We start from the raw sequence: 15,416 nt of genomic DNA on the forward strand, positions 1-15,416 counted from the left end.
CCCATCGTGGATGCCGCAACTCCACACACCTCGCATTTTGTGACCATGCGTTAGATCACTCTTACGCACCGTTACTTCACTGCGTGCCGAGGGGAGACCTACATCACAGTGGCCCAAAGCGAAAGCCCACCGATCGCCGCGCAGGCTTCCTGACAGGAGCGGCGATCCGCGGGCGGGCACCCAGGAGGTACTGCCATGAGTGTGACCTCAGCGAACCCACCTTCGATCCCCCGACTGCGAGACCGGGCGGCCGTCCTCGTCGTCATCGTGGTCGTCTACATCCCCGTCGCACAGATCCAGGACATTCTGACCAGCTTGATCGCGCTGTCAGCAGTCCTGGTCTGCGGTTCCGCGGTGAGCGCGGTATCAACCCGACGGCCGCAGCAGACGACGGTGTGACCGTCGGCTAGGCCCTGCGAATCCCTCCCGGCCTCCCCCTCCCCGGGAAGCCGGGAGAAAGCCGCCCGTGCCCCTGGCGTGCCCGATCCAGCAGGAACAGACGGGGGAGCGACCGGGAACATCGGCCGACGAATCGAATCAGCCCAGGACGGCATCTCACCAGGTCGGGCAAGGTCCGGTTGCGCAATCTTCCCGACTGGTGACATGGCCGCACGGGGAGTGGGGTCCGGGTTCTCCCTCTGCGTACCGGCGTGCGTCCGGCGCGCGTCCTGTCTACGCGTTGCCTCTGTGCCCGGCATGTCGTCCCTGACTGGTGGGCACAGGCGCCACCGGACGGACCGCGGTGAAGTTCTGGAACTCGTCGCGGGTGGCGGAGAGCAACAGCAGCCACTCGTCGCAGCCCTGCCACGGATGGAGGTCGCCGGCGCCCCCGCGCACCACCCGCGGTCCGTCCCCGGTACGGGGGCGTGCGTCCACCGGCGCGTCCGTGAAGTGCGGGATCCACACGTCGGCGCAGACTTCGTTCGCCGAGCCCATCGCCGCCAGCCCGAAGGCGTTCTCGGCCGCGGCGGTGCGCTCCTCGTCGGCGAAGTCGTCGAGCACCTGCCCCTCGTCCGGCCTCCCGTCCCCGCGGAAGGTCAGGGTGGTCGTGCCCGCCCGGGCCGCGTACTCCCACTCCGCCTCGCTCGGCAGCCGGAAGGGCACCATCCCCAGCAGGTCGTCCAGGTCGTCCTCGAACCGGGCCGTGCCCGAAGCCGAGTCGGCGAAGCTGTCCTCGTACTCGGGCAGCCAGTGCCGTACTTGCGCCACCGTGAGCGGATGCCGGGCGATCAGGAACGGCTCGACCCGCACCTCTCGCACCGGCCGGGCCCGGACGGCACCGGTGAAGAACGCTTCGAGGTCGTCGTCGGCGCCGTCGGCCCGTTCGATGGCACGGACGGCGTCCAGTTCCGCGTCGGACAGGCCCATCCGGAACGTCCCACCGGGAACAGCCCGGAAGACCACCCCGGAGGGGGTGTGCCGCCATGCCGGTCGGCCGGCCACGATCTCTTGAGCCCACATGGCGCCGGACGCTAGCAGCCGGGCATCCCGGTTGGCTTCCTCCCCCTCGTGAACGGGGGGATTCCTACGGCTCGCGCCGTGGGGGTTTCTGCTTCGCCGCCGACCGCCCGCCCGGAGAACTCCGTTGAGGTCTTACACCGGCTCCACAGACAGACACGGCCAGCCCGGCCGCCAGAAGGTTCTTCGCCGCGTTCACGTCCCGGTCGTGGACCGTGCCGCAGCCCTCGCACGTCCAGGTACGGACGCTGAGCGGCATCTTCTTCTGCAAGGTGCCGCAGGCGGAGCACAGCCTGGAGGAGGGGAAGAAGCGGTCGACCGCGATCACTTCCCGCCCGTACCAGGTGGCCTTGTACTCCAGCATGGAGCGGAACTCGCTCCAGCCCGCATCCGAGATGGCCCGGGCGAGCGTGTGATTTTTGACCATGTTGCGCACGGTCAGATCCTCGATCACGATCGTTTGGTTCTCACGAACGAGCCGAGTGGTCAGCTTGTGCAGGCCGTCTCGCCTGCGGTCGGTGATCCGGGCGTAGATCTTCGCGACCCTGATCCGGGCCTTGCGCCGGTTGGCTCCGTCACCCCTGGCCTTCTTCGCCAGAGCCCGCTGGGCCTTGGCAAGACGGATACGGTCGCGGCGCTCGTGCCTCGGGTTGGCGATCTTCTCACCGGTGGAGAGAGTCAGCAGGTGCTCGAGGCCCACGTCGACGCCGACCGCCGTATCCGCGGCGGGCAGCGGTTTCACGGTCGGGTCCTCGCACAGCAGCGACACGAACCAGCGCCCGGCCGCGTCCTGCGACACGGTCACCGTGGACGGCGTCGCCCCCTCGGGGAGCGGACGGGACCACACCAGGTCCAGCGGCTCGGCCATTTTCGCCAGCGTCAGCTTCCCCTCGCGGAAGCGGAAACCACTGGTGGTGTACTCGGCGGACCTGCGCGACTTCTTCCGGCTCTTGAAGCGCGGGTACTTGCACCGCTTGCCGAAGAAATGGGTGAACGCCGTCTGCAAGTGACGCAGCGTCTGCTGCAACGGCACGGAGGACACGTCGTTGAGGTAGGCGAGTTCCTCGGTCTTCTTCCACGCGGTCAGCATCGCCGAGGTGGCGTTGTAGTTGACCCGCTCCTGCCGCGCCCACGCCTCGGTACGGGCGGCCAGGGCCAGGTTGTAGACCTTGCGCACGCAGCCGAACGTGCGCGACAGCTCCGCCGCCTGCGCATCGGTCGGATGGAAGCGGTACTTGAACGCCCGCTTCACACACGTCGCGGTCACGCTCACAAACTAGTGGTATTGCGACTTAAGCCCAAATCCGCGGGTCAGAACACTGCGATCCACCCTGACCGCGCATCACAGCCCGTCGCCCTGCTCCGCGGGAACTTCATTTCCTCCCCCGGCTGAAGCCGGGGGTATCCACGAAGGAGGCCACATGAGCGCGGCTCCTCGGACGGTGTGAACGACCACTACGGCCGACGGTTCAAGGGAGTGGCGGGCCGCTCGGGGGTGGACCGAAGGCCGGGGAGGTCTGGGTCCGTTGTTCGACCCATTGGCGGAGTTCCTCGTCGCCCACCCGCTCGACCGCCGCGAGGAGTTCCTGCCGGGCTCTCTCGTCGCGGTCGGCCGCGGGAAGCAGGCGGTAGCGGTTGACAGCTCGACGGAGCGCCTCGTGCGACTGCGCCGCCAGGACGTAGCGGGGGCCGTGTCCGAACACCTGCCGGAAACCGGTTAAGAAGAGGGCCCCGCCGGCGATGAGGGCCGTGAGCCACGCCGGGGCGCTGAGCCCTGCCGCCACCACGGTGGAGGAGGCGGTGGCGAGAGCACCCAGCTCGGTCAGGCGGTACCACCGCCGGGACGCGTTCCGCACCTGCTCGTAGAAGGCCAATTCGTCCTGGGCCAGGGCCAGCACGGGGTCCGGGGCGTCCAGCCAGTCGGCATCGGGTATCCGTCGGCGCATGAGCACATGGTGTCCTCAGAAGGTCGCGCGCGGAACACGTTGTGATCGAACGGTTCATGTGTCGGGTGGGCCGGGCGCGGGGCGGGGGCTTTCCAGACGGAGGACGAGTGCGCGCAGGGCGCGGAGCTCGGCGTCCAGCGCCTGCGCGCCTTCGCGGGTGAGGGCGATCCATGTCCGGGGGCGCCGGCCGACGTAGCCCTTCTCCACGGTGATCAGATCCGAGTCCTCGAGCACCTTCAGGTGCCGGGAGAGGTTTCCGTCCGTGGCGGCCAGCTGCTTCTTCAGGAAGCCGAACTCCACCCGGTCGGCCTCTCGGGCGATGGTGAGGATACCGAGCCGCACACGCTGGTGGACGGTGTCGTCCAGCGACTGGGTCGGATGGATCTCTTCCTGGTCGTCCCACGCAGCGGCCGCACCGACACTCATGGGGCAACCGTACTCGCGCCGGCGTCACCGAACGCGGCTCGGCGACGTGCCACCGCCCGCTCGGCCAGGCCGGCGAGAAGCAGGACGGCGGCGAGCAGGAGCGCCTTGGTCTGCGGTCCGTCGGCCCAGCCGGGGTGGGAGGGACGCCACCAGGGAAGCCATCCACTGCCCCAGGAGGCACCGAGGTAGCCGGTGAGCAACAGGGCATGAGCGGCGCCGGCGGCTGCCGCGATCCAGCTGCGTTCGATCATCCCGAGGGCGACGAGCCCGATACCGACCAGGTACCACGGGGTGGCGTAGCTGTTCTCCAGCACCTCGAACTCCCATGACGGGTTCCCGCTGAACAGCAACGCCAGCAGGGTGGCCGTGATCACCGCGGCGGCCACCGCGGCGGCCACCGCGGTCGCGCGGATCCACACGCTGCGGCGGGGGACGATGCCCCGGGCCTCGCCACGCAGGCGGTACCAGCGAGCGAAGGCGAACCATGCCAGAGGAAGGAGCACGAACCACACGCCCCAGGCCACGAAGCGCAGGACGGCGCCGTCGAACTCGCCCTCCAGGCAAGGGGTTCCCGTTTCATGGACGACGCACAGTCCGGTCACCTCGGCATAGGCGAAGGCCGGATAGGACATGACGTTGCGGCCGTGGGCGCCGAAATTGAAGGCGTACCGGGCAACCGGGGCAGCCGCCAGCGTGAGAAGGCCGAAGCCGAGGAGAGCGACCCATGAGCCGTTCGTCTGCGCACGGGTCCTGGTCCGCAGACCTTCCGTGGCCGCCAACAAAGCGGTCACGCGCGCCCCCGGTTCGGATTCCGCGCTGCTCAGTGACGGTGTTCCCACGGTATCCCCCTTGTGGTCGCGCTTCGGCAGCGCAGGGAAGTGGACGATCGGCCGCCCACCGAACTACTTTGCATTACAAAGTACACTGCGTTCAAGAGTTATTGGTCGGACCGCCCCGCACTGGTACGGGGAGTCACCTGCGCGCTGCAGCCGGAGGCTGGAGACACCACGGGCTGCTCCACTGGCGCGAAGTCCTCCGGCAAGCCGGGTACACCCACAGGGGTGAGGCTCGGGCTCGGCGTGCGGGCGCCGGTCGGCTGCCGAGTGATCGCCTCAGGGCCACCCCGAACCCCGGGCCACCGGGCCACTCGGCAGCGACCGGCAGCGACCGGCAGCGACCGGCGGCGAGATTCAGCGGCAGGTCGGCTCCCGGCGAGATCGGCGGGCGGCCGGATCGCCTCACTGACGAGCGAGTCACTCGGGCCCGGTGGAGCCGACGCGGTCGTCGAAGGACCGCTCCCTCACGCCGACGTCTCCTCCGGACGGAGTCGCGCTCCCGCGTGTCCACCGGGGGAGAGCTCTCGGCTCCAGTGGGCCAGGGCACGTTCCGTTCCGGGGAGGGCGCGGTGGTCGGCCGACTTCGTGCGGAGGGCGTCGGCCAGAGCGGACAGCAGGGCCGCGGCCTGCTCGGGGGATCCGGCGGCACCGGTCATGACGGCGTGGTTGCGGCGGACGGTGATGCTGAAGTCGTCCAGCGGGCCCAGGATTTCGGTCGCGTCCCGGGCCAGGTCGGCCAGGAGGTCGACCAGTTGCCGCAGTCTCGCCGGATCGGGCACGGGGGTGTCGGGCGACGGCTCGGTGAGTTCCTTGAGCCGCTGGGCGAAGTCGCCCCGGTCGCGCAGTCCCGCCGGTGTCCGATGGGTGTCGTGGGCCGGGTTGACCGCCAGCGCGATGTGGCCCGAGCCGTCGACGGTCTGCTGGTGGGGCACGGGGTATCCGGTGGGGAAGATACCCGTCCGTGGCGCCGGGGTGGTCGGCAGGACCACCGCCAGCCGGTCGTAGAGGGCGGAGAGGCCGAGATGGCGAGGCCCGTCGGGTATGCCCTTGTCGAGGATCCTGAGCAGTTCCCCGGTGAAGCCGGTCAGTGTTCCCTCGGGCGGGAACAAGGCCTTCTGGGTGCGGCCGCACGCGGTGAGCAGGTGGATGCCGTGGCCGTCCGGGCCGAGGGCGTGGCCGGAGAAGCAGCAGTCGAGAATCGCGACCTTGTGCCTCGCCGACGACTCCCGCATCAGACGGGCGACTTCGGTGAACGGCAGGGACGGGCTCGGGTCGCCCCCGCCGCCGTACTGGCTGGAAGGGGTGAGCGCCAGGCAGAGGCGGTCGCCCCGGCCGAGCAGTCCGTGGCCGCAGTAGAAGAAGAGCAGCAGGTCGACGTCCTTTTCCTGGACCATGCGGCGCAGGGGGTCCAGTACCTGGCGGGTGTCGGCGGGCTCCGGGACCACCGTGGTGCGCCGTACGTCGAACACTCCCCGGTCGCCGCTGAGAGCGGCCCCGAGGGCCCGGGCCCCGGTCACGGCCTGGGGAATGGGGGACAGGGAGCTGGGGTGGACGTGCCGGCCGGTGCCGACGAGCAGTGCGTACGCGGCGGCGGGGCGCCGCACGGCCCAGGTCATTCGTCCGTGTCGGGCGGGGTGACGGCGAACCCGGCCAGTTGGGTCATGACCGCGGGCAGTTGGCCCTCGTCGTCGACCGCGCCGCTGATCCGGGTGCCGTCGGGCCGCACCACCTCGAACTCGATCCGCCGGTAGGCCGGCCGCCGTTGCTGCAGCCAGAGGAAGAACGTGTTGGTGACCGCGGCGATCATCGCCGCGGAGGCGTTGATGATGTCCACGGCGACGGCGACGTCACCTTGTTCACCGGGGGCGGGTGGCGCGGTGCGCAGGCTCGCCCTGCCGCCCAGCTGGTCCGTGGCGTTGACCCACTCCGCGAAGTCTCGGTTCAGAGCGTTGGCTTGAGTCTGCGACCCCGGGAAGGTGAAGGTCAGAGCGTTCTCCGGCGCCTGGGACGCGGGTGCTTCGGTCATGTCCGGTGGCTCCTGTTCGTCGGTCGGATCGTTGCGGAAGCGGAAGCGGGAGCCGGGTTCGGCGGTCGGGTCAGACACCGGGGCCGAAGTCGGTCCAGCCGTCGGTGCCGCCGGCGGTGCCGACGGCGGGTGCTCCGTGGCGGGGGATGTCCGGCGCTCGTCGCTTCAGCGCGAAGAGTTCGGGTTCGCCGGGCTCCTCGTGGGGCAGGCGGAAGACGGCGGCCGCCTCGTCGGCGTCCACGAGATCGGCGAGGGCCGCCACCGTCCCCGGATCGCTCAGCCACAGTTGCCCCGCGGACGGTGTCCGCAGGAACACGGGCACCTCCTGCCAGCAGGCCTCGCCCTGCCAGTCCCGGTTGACGCCCAGCAGGTTGCCGCAGGCCACTTGGTGTTCCTCCCAGCTCTGCGGACGGACGACGACCGCCCCGGAACTCGTCGGCGCCACGGTGTGACCGAGGAGACCGGGCAGGATGTCGGACACCGGGGCCTCGCCCTCGACGGCGACCGAGACGCGCGCCCGGTGCAGCCGCCCGTTGTAACGTCGCGAGGCTGCTTCGTACAGACCGTGCGCCTGCTGCGCGAAGGGGTCGCCCGGCACGGGGTTCCCGTACAAGGGGTCGGGTGGTCCCGGCACCGCGAGTGTCCCGAACACCTGCGCTCTCATCGTCAGACCCTCGGCGAGTCCGGGCGGAGCGGCGCACGGTTCGAGGCACACGCTGACCACCGTCCGCCTTTGCTCCGCGGCCAGTTGGGTCCAGATCCGGTTCCAGGAAGGGTCATGGGCGTCGAACCGGGAGACCGCGGTCGCGATGCGTTCCGCTCCCCACGAGCGGGTCAGTGTCCGGCAGGTGATGCGTTTGCGGATCTCGGCGATCGCGCCCCATCCCGGTACGAACGGGGCGAGCAGACGCTCGATCTCCGCGGTGTCCTCGATCCGGGTCCCCGTCACATGCGCGGGGAACCGCGCCAGGGTGGGGAGCACGTCCCGCACGGCCCGGACCGCGGCCGCCGGGTCGGTGCCGTACAACTGGGCGATGACGACGGCTTCGACCCGTCCGCTCACCGGATCGCCGATGAACCGCAGATCCCAGCGGGCGGTGGTGCGATCCGTCCAGAGCGCCGCGAGCCAAGCCCGCTCGGCGGCGACCCGGTCGGCTCTGCGCGGGGCTTCGGAGAACTCCGGATAGTGGCCCCCGGGCAGCGGGACGGGACTCAGTGAGAAGGCGACGTGGGCCCAGGTCTCCCCGCCAGGATCACCGCGCAGCAGAATGCCCTGCGCGCCCTCCGGAGCGGCTTCGGCCATCTGCTCTTCCCTTCCCGGTCCCGCCGGTCTTCCCGGTCCCGCCGGTCCCGTCGATCCTTCCGTTCCCTCCCTGACCGGCCGCCGGCTCGCACCGCACGCGGCGGAGCGATCCGGCGGCCGGGCGCTTCAGGTCCAAGGCTGCGCACCGCTCGTCGGGGTGCCGCCCGCGGGCGGGCCCCAGGCGCCCGTGGGGTTGAGGCCCGGCGTCGGCGCGGACCTCGCGTGGTCGGCCCGCACCGGAGGCAGCCCCTGCGGGAAGGCGTAGGCGACGGGCACCACGAGCTGGTCCACCGCCGTGGCCAGACCCTCCCGGCACGCCGCGTGCACCGCCTCCCGCATGGCCCTCACGCCCTCGGTGCGCATCATGATCCGCTCAGGGCTCAGCCGGCCCATGATGGACGCGAGCAGGTCCGACACGAACCCCCCGATCAGGGCGTACCCGCGGCGCGAACGCCACATCTGCCACCCCAGGTAGAGGCTCGTACCGTACGAGAAGACCGAGATGTAGACCTGGCACTTGCCCTCCGAGAGCACCAGGCGACTGCGGACCTGATCCCGGCCCAGTCCGGTGGCGATGACCCGTTCAGCACGCTCGACGGGGATGGAGCGATGCGCGAGCGTGCCCGCGATGGAGACGTACGCCGAGTCGAGAGATCCGCTCCGGTCCGCCAGCAGCACCCGCCATTCGGCAATCGGTTCGACCAGACGCATCCAGAGCAGCGTCACCCAGAAGGCGACGCCCGAGGCGATGTACGCCAGCATGATCATGACGGCGAATCCCTCGCCACTGCCTCCGACGAGGAGGATGAGCCCGAAGAAGAGGAGCGGCAGGAACGCCAGGAACGAGGCGAGGACGGCATAGACGAACAGCTGGAGCAACTGCTGCCAGCGGACCGAGTCGTCGAGGTAGGTCTCCACCGGCATGTGCAGCAGGTTCTTGTCGAGATACGCGGCGTTGGCGTCGCCGCCTCTCCATCCCGGCAGGCTCGTATATCCGTTCTCGTTCATCTGTCCCCCTGGCTGTTCACGTATCCGGGATAGCGAGGATTACCCACTGTCAATGTAGGCTCACGCGTCTCCGACGGTCTCGGAATCGCGACAATCCAACTCCATGGAACGAGCGCGGATTTGAGCGGAAGCGTTGAAGTACCTCGTCGACGACCCGGCTCGGGAGGCCCGGAGCCGCCTCCGCCGGCGGACGGTCCCGTACCGAGCGGTGGGTGGCGAACTCCCGTCCGCGCAACGTGGTCTCGCGTACGCCCCACGGCTCCGCAGTGGTACGTAGGCGCGGGCGCGGAGGCGTAGGAAATCAGCGTAGGCACGGGTGAGCTCCGGGGCCGGCCGACCCGATTCCTCGCTGTCCGCCGTCTCCCACACCGTCCTGGTCACGCCCGCGGTGTGGACGGCGACGTAGTCGAGCACGTCCACCGCGTCGGTGTACGCCTCGCCGGGCGGGGAGGGAGCCCGCTTGCGACGCCCGAGCGGGTTGACCCGCATACTCTCCCGGCTCCAGCCGAGCGCCGACCGCGCCTGGTCGACCAGGCGGCCCAGACGCAGCGCCCGCACATGCCAGTCCCCGGCCGCGTGGGCGTCCCACTCACCGGTGGCCAGCCCCTCGGCCACCGCGCCCAGGAGCTCGTACGCCTCCTGGGCGGTGTCCTCCAGCGCGGCGCGGGCGTCCCGCAGGTACACCGGAGGCCGGATCAGCACGTTGACCGTCACGCCGACCGCCGCGCCGAAGACCGCCTCCAGGACACGGGCGGCCGATCCGGCGACGGTGACCTCGCCACCGGTCAGCACGAAAAGCGCACCGGTGGCGGCGTAGACGCCTTGGCTCCCCAGGCGCTGCCACTGGCCGAGGAGCAGCACCACCGGAAGCACCAGGGCCATCGCGGCCATCGTGCTGTCCAGCAGCAGCGCCACCGCTGTCGCCAGCACCGTACCCACCCCGATCGCCGCGAGCTGCTGCAGCCCGTGCGCGACCGACCGGTACACCGTCGACTCCACCAGCACCACCGCGACCCACGGCGCCACGAACGCCATCGGCGCCTGGAGCCACCAGCCCATCACCGCCCACGCGGCCAGCGCCCCCTTGCCCGCCTGCACCGCCAGATCCCGCTCACGGCCCGGACCTTCCCATGCCCGCCGAACGGCCGTGACGGCCGTTCCGGCCCAGCGCCGGGCGGCCCGGTGCGCCCCATGCATCCACTCCATGGGACAGCAAGTGCCACACCAGGGACGAGACGCACCTACGGTTCCCGGAATCGAAGCCGGCTGGTGGTGCGGTCCGGCCCACGGCACCACCGGCGCGGAAGGCCGAGGACACAGGAGGGAGCACAGGAGGGGGCACAGGAGGGAGCACCGGAGCGGAGTCCGAAAGGATTGACATGTCTCGCTTCATGCATGAGTGGCGGTGGGCCGGATACCCGCAGAGCATGGCGCGGACAGTGGGATGGCACGGAAAGCACGGCGGGCAGACCTCTGCCGAGAACCGCGAGGACGAGGGCCGTCTGGACGAAAGCCGCCAGGCCACGGACCGTCAGGCCGAGGACCGCCGAGCTGCGGACCATCAGGCCGAGACCGGGCGGGCCGAGACCGGGCGGAATCCTGACGCCGGGCGGAATCCCGACGCCGGGCGGAATCCCGACGCCGGGCGGGATCCCGACGCCGGGCCCGGCGAACAGGTGGCGGAGCGGGCGCCGGACAGCCTCACCGACCTGCCCAAACGCTCCTGGGGTGCAGTCCTGAAAGGCACCCTGAAGGAGTTCCGGAAGGACGAGCTGACCGACCGGGCCGCAGCGCTGACCTACTACTCGATCCTGGCGCTGTTCCCCGCGCTGTTGGCGCTGGTGTCGCTGCTGGGGGTCGTCGGGCAGTCGGCCACGCAGTCGGTCCTGGACAACATCCAGAAGCTCGCGCCGGGCCCGGCTCAGGACGTGCTGCGCACCGCGGTGCAGCAGATGCAGGGCCAGAGCGGGATCGGCTCGATCGTGGCGATCGTGGGTCTGGTGCTGGCGGTGTGGTCGGCGTCGGGCTACGTCGCCGCGTTCATCCGCAGCGCCAACGCGGTCTACGACGTCCCCGAGGGCCGTCCGGTGTGGAAGGTGCTGCCGGTGCGGGTCGGCGTGACCGTGCTGCTGATGGTGATGGCGGTGATCAGTTCGCTGATCGTGGTCTTCACCGGTGGCCTGGCCCGGCAGGCCGGCGATGCGCTCGGGGTCGGTGACGAGGCACTGACCGTGTGGTCGATCGCGAAGTGGCCGGTGCTGGTTCTCCTGGTCATGATGATGATCGCGGTCCTGTACTGGGCCACCCCGAACGCGAAGGTCCGCGGCTTCCGCTGGATCACGCTGGGCAGCTTCCTCGCCCTGGTGATCTGGATGATCGCCTCGGCGGGGTTCGCGCTGTACGTGGCGAACTTCGGCTCGTACAACAAGACCTACGGGACCTTCGCCGGTGTGATCATTTTCCTGGTGTGGCTGTGGATCACCAACCTGGCCATCCTGCTCGGTCTGGAGTTCGACGCGGAGCTGGCCCGCCAGCGAGCCGTCGCCGGGGGCCATCCGCCCCACGAGGAGCCCTACGTGGAGCCGCGCGACACCCGGAAGTGGGACGACGAGGACCGCCGCCGCCTCGATTCCTGACGGCCCGCCCTCCCGGAGGGGGGCACCGCCAAGTCCACGGCGGCGCCCGACCGATCCCGTCCGTCACGACGGCTCACGGGCGCCACGGCCCACAGGCGTCACCGCACTACTGGTGGGGCTCGGTCGGCACCTCCGCCCACACCGCCCTGCCCACCGGATCACGTGGCGTCCAGCCCCAGCGCGTTGCCAGGACGTCCACGAGGGGCAAGCCGTGGCCGACTCGCTGCCGGAGTGCGCCAGAGTCGGGTGGTGGGCGGCCATCTCTCGCCGACACCGGCGCTGGCGCCGGCGCCGGCGTCGACCTCGCTCCGGACCAGGCCGGCCCGACAGCCTCGTCGAGGCCGCGCCGGAGACGGATGTCGCGTCCCGGCACGCGGCCGTGCCGTACCGCGTCCGCGGTGGATTCCCCGCCGGGGTCCCCGTCCATGACAGCAAGGTCCCGTACGGCCCCGCCCTGTTCTTCGGTACGGGGGTACGGGCTCCTGGGCCGCGTTCACAGGAGAGTTGGAGACCCGCTGACAACGGCCGTATTCGGTCGATCAGTTGCTCTATTCTTCTGGTGTGAAGAAACGGTGGAGGTCGCTGAGGGACGCCTATTGGGCTCTGGATCGGTTCCTGGGCGGGCAGCAGCGGCCGACCCGGTCCCAGCGGTGGGTGGCCCGCCACCCGGTCAAGGCCGGTCTCTGCTTGGGCGTTCCCTTCGCGTTGTTCTTCTGGACGGTGACGCCCGAAGAGGAACCCGACGGCTTCCTGTTCGCTGTGCTCGGCGGACTGCTCATGAGCTCTTGTTTCGGCCTCTTCGCCTTCGTGGAGCGGCTTCGGCAGCGTCGGCTCAGGCGGCTGGGGATATGGGACGGGTCTGGAGCGGGTGGTGATCCGTACGAGGTGAGGAAGCGGTCGGCGCCGCCGGGTGAGGAACGCGGAGCGGCGGGGACGGACCGGCGCGTCTCCTGGACCGAGGCCCTGCTCGTGGCCTCGGTCTGCTGGGTGGTCAACTGCCTGGGGTATGCCGTGCTCGCCGCCCTGGACGAGCCGGGCATCGCGGTCGCGCCTCTCCTGTGCATAGGCCTCGCCCAGTGGTTCTGGACGCGCCACCGTGTCTGGCCGGCCGCGGTCGCCGCGGGCCTCGCGGGGATCGCCGTCCTGTTCGGGACCCTCGATCTCCTCCGACCGGACCTGGGCCGGTACGCCGGTGACGCACTGGCCACCGGGCTCGCTGTGACGGCGGCCCTGGGCGCCTTCGCCCTGACCTGCCGCGTCCGCACGCGGGCCGGTGGCCGAAACCACTGAGCCGGAGGGGAGGAGGGTACGGCGCAGCCGAGCTGAGCGATCCGGAGGAAGGCACGCTCGACGGCCGGGTCCGGGAGCGGTCCGAGCTCCTCGCATGAGGTCTGCGCCGTGGGCCGTCTCGGTTTCCGTCTCGTTCAGCGCCGCTCACGCCCGTTCAGGCGAGACCCGGAACCGTTCCCGCGCCAGTGGCCGGCCACACATGAACACAGGTGAACGCCTCCGCGCGAGGACGGCGTCCCGAGGGCGCCGAGCGGCTGCTGCGGCAACCACCCGGCGCAACGGGCGGATGCCCTGCTGAAAAGCGTGAGCAGTCGGCGGGTGAATGGCATAGGAGCGCTCAAACGAGCGGCATGCGGACAGTGGCAGCCGAAGTGCTCACGCCGTTGGGCAGGTGCAGGTAGGTCACACCCGGGGGCGAGGGCGGCCGTCTCGATGGTGCGGGCAGACCGCCAGAACGCTCCCGAGGCTCGCGGATCGCCTCATCCAGGTTTGCGCCCGGCCCTCCCGACGTCCAGGTGGATCATGGCCCGGACAGCGGGCCGAGCGGACGCCGGTCGGTGGACCCGTCGGGGCCGAAGAGATCAGCGGGCGTCGGCGCCCGCTGCCGACCGCCGCCGGTCAGCCCTTCTTCACGACGCCGGACTTGAGCTGCATCGCCCCGAAGCCCTCGACCTTGCAGTCGATGTCATGACCGTCGACACCGTCGACCAGCCGGATGTTGCGCACCTTGGTACCGGCCTTGATGCCTGACGGGCTCCCCTTGACCTTGAGCGTCTTGACGACGACCACGGTGTCGCCGTCCTGCAGCACATTGCCGACGGCGTCCTTCACGACACGCTCCCCCGCCGCGTCCCCGCCCTCCGAGCCGCTCTCGGGGTTCCATTCATGGGCGCACTCCGGGCACACCATCAGAGAATTCATCTCATAGGTGTACTCACCGGCACACTTCGGGCAGGGCGGAAGGTTCTCCATCATCTCGCGAGCGTATCCGGACATCAGTGCGCTCGGCGAACAGCCCGCGGGAGCCCCATCGCGGACGCCTGCGGGCTCCCCTCAAGAAGAAGCAGGTTTCGTGACCGTGCCCCTTGCCCGCGTTTTCGTCGCGGGGAAGGGGTGGCGGGCCGGGCGGCACGGGGCGGCGCCTCACGGGTACTCACCGCTTCTCGCGGGTTCTCACGGGTGCATGCGGGCTCCCTTGAGGACTTTGTCGACCGCGTTCCTCGGGCCGTGCACGGCCAGGCCGACCAGGTCCAGGTCCGCCGTCGGGACCGCCCGTACCGCCGCGCGGTTGGCGTCGTCGTGGCCCGTGGCGAACAGGTCGCCGGTGAACAGCGCACGCGGCAGGGCACGGGACAGCGCACGCGTGTGGGCCGCCGTCATGATTTCCTTGGTGCCTTCGAAGACCAGGACCGGCTGGCGGAACATCGGCAGGTAGGGCACGTCGTCCGCGTCCTGGTAGGGCTCGCCGATCAGTTCGGGGACCTGGCTGCCCAGGCCGCTGACCAGGAACGCGGTGACGTTGAGGCGCTGCCAGGTTTCCAGGTCCTCGCGCAGCAGGACGGCGATCTTCGTGTCGAAGCGAGTGCTCATGCTCTGAGACTGCCGATCGGCGTACGTCCCCGTCTTGTACGTTGTTTGCATGCCCGCAGCGCGCGCGGAACGCCCCGAGCGGAACGTTTCCGCCTGGCGGCCCCGGGTCCCGGGCGTCGTCGAGGTGTTCCACGCCTCCTTCACCGAGTACGCCTATCCGATGCACGTCCACGACGCCTGGACGCTGCTCCTCGTCGACGACGGCGCCGTACGGTACGACCTCGACCGGCACGAGCACGGCACCCCGCACGACACCGTGTCCCTGCTCCCGCCGCACATTCCGCACAACGGCGCCTCCGCCACCCCGGACGGCTTCCGCAAGCGGGTGCTGTACCTCGACGGGACGCACCTCGGGGACGAGCTGATCGGGTCCGCCGTCGACCGGCCCGACCTGCGCGATCCGCTGCTGCGGCGGCGTGTCGGGCAGGTGCACGCGGCGCTCGTGGGGCCCGGCGACGAGTTCGAGGCGGAGAGCAGGCTGACGCTCGTCGGGGAGCGGCTGCGGGCCCATCTGCGGTCGCGGGGCACCGCGCGGGAGCCCCGGCGTGATGATCCCGTCCTCGCGCGGCGGCTGCGGGAGTTGCTCGACGAGCGGGTCGTGGAGGGGCTGGCCCTGGCGGAGGCCGCGGGGCTGCTGTCCGCGCATCCCGCCCATCTCGTACGGGCGTTCAGCGGCGCCTACGGCATCGCCCCGCACCAGTACCTGATGTCCCGCCGGGTGGGGCGGGCCCGTCGGCTGCTGCTCGAGGGCCGGCCGCCGATCGAGGTCGCGGTGGCCACCGGCTTCTACGACCAGGCCCATCTCACGCGGCACTTCAGGAAGCTGGTCGGCGTCACACCGGGCCGTTACCGGACCACGTCCGACACCGTGCCCCCAGGGGCGGGGCTGCCGTGAGC

Annotated in this window: 16 protein-coding genes; 4 read left to right on the top strand and 12 right to left on the bottom strand. The window is 70.6% G+C overall.

All coding sequences use genetic code 11. The annotated features are described in order from the left end of the window. The first annotated feature begins 195 nt into the window (after positions 1–195). Positions 196–399 carry a hypothetical protein gene (locus tag V4Y04_RS17000; protein ID WP_332428952.1) on the top strand — a complete coding sequence of 68 codons (204 nt, stop codon included), beginning with the start codon at positions 196–198 and terminating at the stop codon, positions 397–399. Positions 400–672: 273 nt separating this feature from the next. Here V4Y04_RS17000 and V4Y04_RS17005 read toward each other — a convergent pair whose 3' ends face one another. The 10 genes from V4Y04_RS17005 to V4Y04_RS17050 form a co-directional block, all read right to left on the bottom strand. Then, positions 673–1,461, bottom strand: coding sequence for a formylglycine-generating enzyme family protein (locus tag V4Y04_RS17005; protein ID WP_332428954.1), 789 nt, complete (start codon positions 1,459–1,461; stop codon positions 673–675). Between the two features lie 64 nt (positions 1,462–1,525). After that, positions 1,526–2,731 carry an RNA-guided endonuclease InsQ/TnpB family protein gene (locus V4Y04_RS17010; RefSeq protein ID WP_332428955.1) on the bottom strand — a complete coding sequence of 402 codons (1,206 nt, stop codon included), beginning with the start codon at positions 2,729–2,731 and terminating at the stop codon, positions 1,526–1,528. Between the two features lie 196 nt (positions 2,732–2,927). Next, entirely contained in the window at positions 2,928–3,404 is a 477-nt protein-coding gene (locus tag V4Y04_RS17015; protein WP_332428957.1) for a DUF4231 domain-containing protein, read from the bottom strand. Between the two features lie 54 nt (positions 3,405–3,458). Further along, positions 3,459–3,830, bottom strand: coding sequence for a winged helix-turn-helix domain-containing protein (locus tag V4Y04_RS17020; protein ID WP_332428958.1), 372 nt, complete (start codon positions 3,828–3,830; stop codon positions 3,459–3,461). Beyond that, positions 3,827–4,621: a hypothetical protein gene (locus V4Y04_RS17025; protein ID WP_332428960.1), complete on the bottom strand. Its 795-nt coding sequence runs from the start codon at positions 4,619–4,621 to the stop codon at positions 3,827–3,829. The genes V4Y04_RS17020 and V4Y04_RS17025 overlap by 4 nt, the downstream gene beginning before the upstream one ends. 509 nt (positions 4,622–5,130) lie before the next feature. Next, a complete protein-coding gene (locus tag V4Y04_RS17030) occupies positions 5,131–6,282 on the bottom strand; it encodes a caspase, EACC1-associated type (RefSeq protein WP_332428961.1) in 1,152 nt (383 codons plus the stop codon). Continuing rightward, complete coding sequence (locus V4Y04_RS17035; protein ID WP_332428962.1) at positions 6,279–6,692, bottom strand: effector-associated constant component EACC1; 414 nt, start codon at positions 6,690–6,692, stop codon at positions 6,279–6,281. The genes V4Y04_RS17030 and V4Y04_RS17035 overlap by 4 nt, the downstream gene beginning before the upstream one ends. A 70-nt stretch (positions 6,693–6,762) precedes the next feature. Continuing rightward, positions 6,763–7,995, bottom strand: a complete 1,233-nt coding sequence (locus V4Y04_RS17040) for a hypothetical protein (RefSeq protein ID WP_332428963.1) — start codon at positions 7,993–7,995, stop codon at positions 6,763–6,765. A 126-nt stretch (positions 7,996–8,121) separates the two neighbouring features. Further along, a complete protein-coding gene (locus tag V4Y04_RS17045) occupies positions 8,122–9,003 on the bottom strand; it encodes a hypothetical protein (RefSeq protein ID WP_332428964.1) in 882 nt (293 codons plus the stop codon). A gap of 60 nt (positions 9,004–9,063) precedes the next feature. Further along, entirely contained in the window at positions 9,064–10,209 is a 1,146-nt protein-coding gene (locus V4Y04_RS17050; protein WP_443080032.1) for an FUSC family protein, read from the bottom strand. A gap of 173 nt (positions 10,210–10,382) precedes the next feature. Here V4Y04_RS17050 and V4Y04_RS17055 point away from each other — a divergent pair, with 173 nt between their 5' ends. Together V4Y04_RS17055 and V4Y04_RS17060 are read left to right on the top strand one after the other, a co-directional pair. Beyond that, positions 10,383–11,639, top strand: a complete 1,257-nt coding sequence (locus tag V4Y04_RS17055) for a YihY/virulence factor BrkB family protein (protein WP_332428967.1) — start codon at positions 10,383–10,385, stop codon at positions 11,637–11,639. Between the two features lie 561 nt (positions 11,640–12,200). Then, on the top strand, positions 12,201–12,929 hold the full coding sequence (locus V4Y04_RS17060; protein ID WP_332428969.1) for a hypothetical protein: 729 nt from the start codon (positions 12,201–12,203) through the stop codon (positions 12,927–12,929). 618 nt (positions 12,930–13,547) lie between these two features. On the opposite strand, the gene V4Y04_RS17065 is transcribed toward V4Y04_RS17060, so the two are convergent. Then, positions 13,548–13,904, bottom strand: a complete 357-nt coding sequence (locus V4Y04_RS17065) for a zinc ribbon domain-containing protein YjdM (RefSeq protein WP_332428971.1) — start codon at positions 13,902–13,904, stop codon at positions 13,548–13,550. Between the two features lie 198 nt (positions 13,905–14,102). Continuing rightward, positions 14,103–14,570 carry a DUF2000 family protein gene (locus V4Y04_RS17070; RefSeq protein ID WP_443080033.1) on the bottom strand — a complete coding sequence of 156 codons (468 nt, stop codon included), beginning with the start codon at positions 14,568–14,570 and terminating at the stop codon, positions 14,103–14,105. On the opposite strand from V4Y04_RS17070, the gene V4Y04_RS17075 reads away from it, so the two are divergent. Continuing rightward, the gene (locus V4Y04_RS17075) at positions 14,569–15,414 is read left to right on the top strand and encodes an AraC family transcriptional regulator (protein ID WP_332428975.1); all 846 of its coding nucleotides are present in this window, start codon (positions 14,569–14,571) and stop codon (positions 15,412–15,414) included. The genes V4Y04_RS17070 and V4Y04_RS17075 overlap by 2 nt on opposite strands. Positions 15,415–15,416: the final 2 nt, after the last annotated feature.

The sequence above is a fragment of the Streptomyces sp. P9-A2 genome, from assembly GCF_036634175.1.
Classification (GTDB): domain Bacteria; phylum Actinomycetota; class Actinomycetes; order Streptomycetales; family Streptomycetaceae; genus Streptomyces; species Streptomyces pratens.

What these genes read in the sequence shown, in the direction of transcription:
- V4Y04_RS17000 (WP_332428952.1), top strand. Translation starts at nt 196, where the DNA reads ATGAGTGTGACCTCAGCGAACCCACCTTCGATCCCCCGACTGCGAGAC.
- V4Y04_RS17005 (WP_332428954.1), bottom strand. Translation starts at nt 1,461, where the DNA reads ATGTGGGCTCAAGAGATCGTGGCCGGCCGACCGGCATGGCGGCACACC.
- V4Y04_RS17015 (WP_332428957.1), bottom strand. Translation starts at nt 3,404, where the DNA reads ATGCGCCGACGGATACCCGATGCCGACTGGCTGGACGCCCCGGACCCC.
- V4Y04_RS17020 (WP_332428958.1), bottom strand. Translation starts at nt 3,830, where the DNA reads ATGAGTGTCGGTGCGGCCGCTGCGTGGGACGACCAGGAAGAGATCCAT.
- V4Y04_RS17030 (WP_332428961.1), bottom strand. Translation starts at nt 6,282, where the DNA reads ATGACCTGGGCCGTGCGGCGCCCCGCCGCCGCGTACGCACTGCTCGTC.
- V4Y04_RS17035 (WP_332428962.1), bottom strand. Translation starts at nt 6,692, where the DNA reads ATGACCGAAGCACCCGCGTCCCAGGCGCCGGAGAACGCTCTGACCTTC.
- V4Y04_RS17040 (WP_332428963.1), bottom strand. Translation starts at nt 7,995, where the DNA reads ATGGCCGAAGCCGCTCCGGAGGGCGCGCAGGGCATTCTGCTGCGCGGT.
- V4Y04_RS17045 (WP_332428964.1), bottom strand. Translation starts at nt 9,003, where the DNA reads ATGAACGAGAACGGATATACGAGCCTGCCGGGATGGAGAGGCGGCGAC.
- V4Y04_RS17050 (WP_443080032.1), bottom strand. Translation starts at nt 10,209, where the DNA reads ATGGAGTGGATGCATGGGGCGCACCGGGCCGCCCGGCGCTGGGCCGGA.
- V4Y04_RS17055 (WP_332428967.1), top strand. Translation starts at nt 10,383, where the DNA reads ATGTCTCGCTTCATGCATGAGTGGCGGTGGGCCGGATACCCGCAGAGC.
- V4Y04_RS17065 (WP_332428971.1), bottom strand. Translation starts at nt 13,904, where the DNA reads ATGATGGAGAACCTTCCGCCCTGCCCGAAGTGTGCCGGTGAGTACACC.
- V4Y04_RS17075 (WP_332428975.1), top strand. Translation starts at nt 14,569, where the DNA reads ATGCCCGCAGCGCGCGCGGAACGCCCCGAGCGGAACGTTTCCGCCTGG.
- V4Y04_RS17070 (WP_443080033.1), bottom strand. Translation starts at nt 14,570, where the DNA reads ATGCAAACAACGTACAAGACGGGGACGTACGCCGATCGGCAGTCTCAG.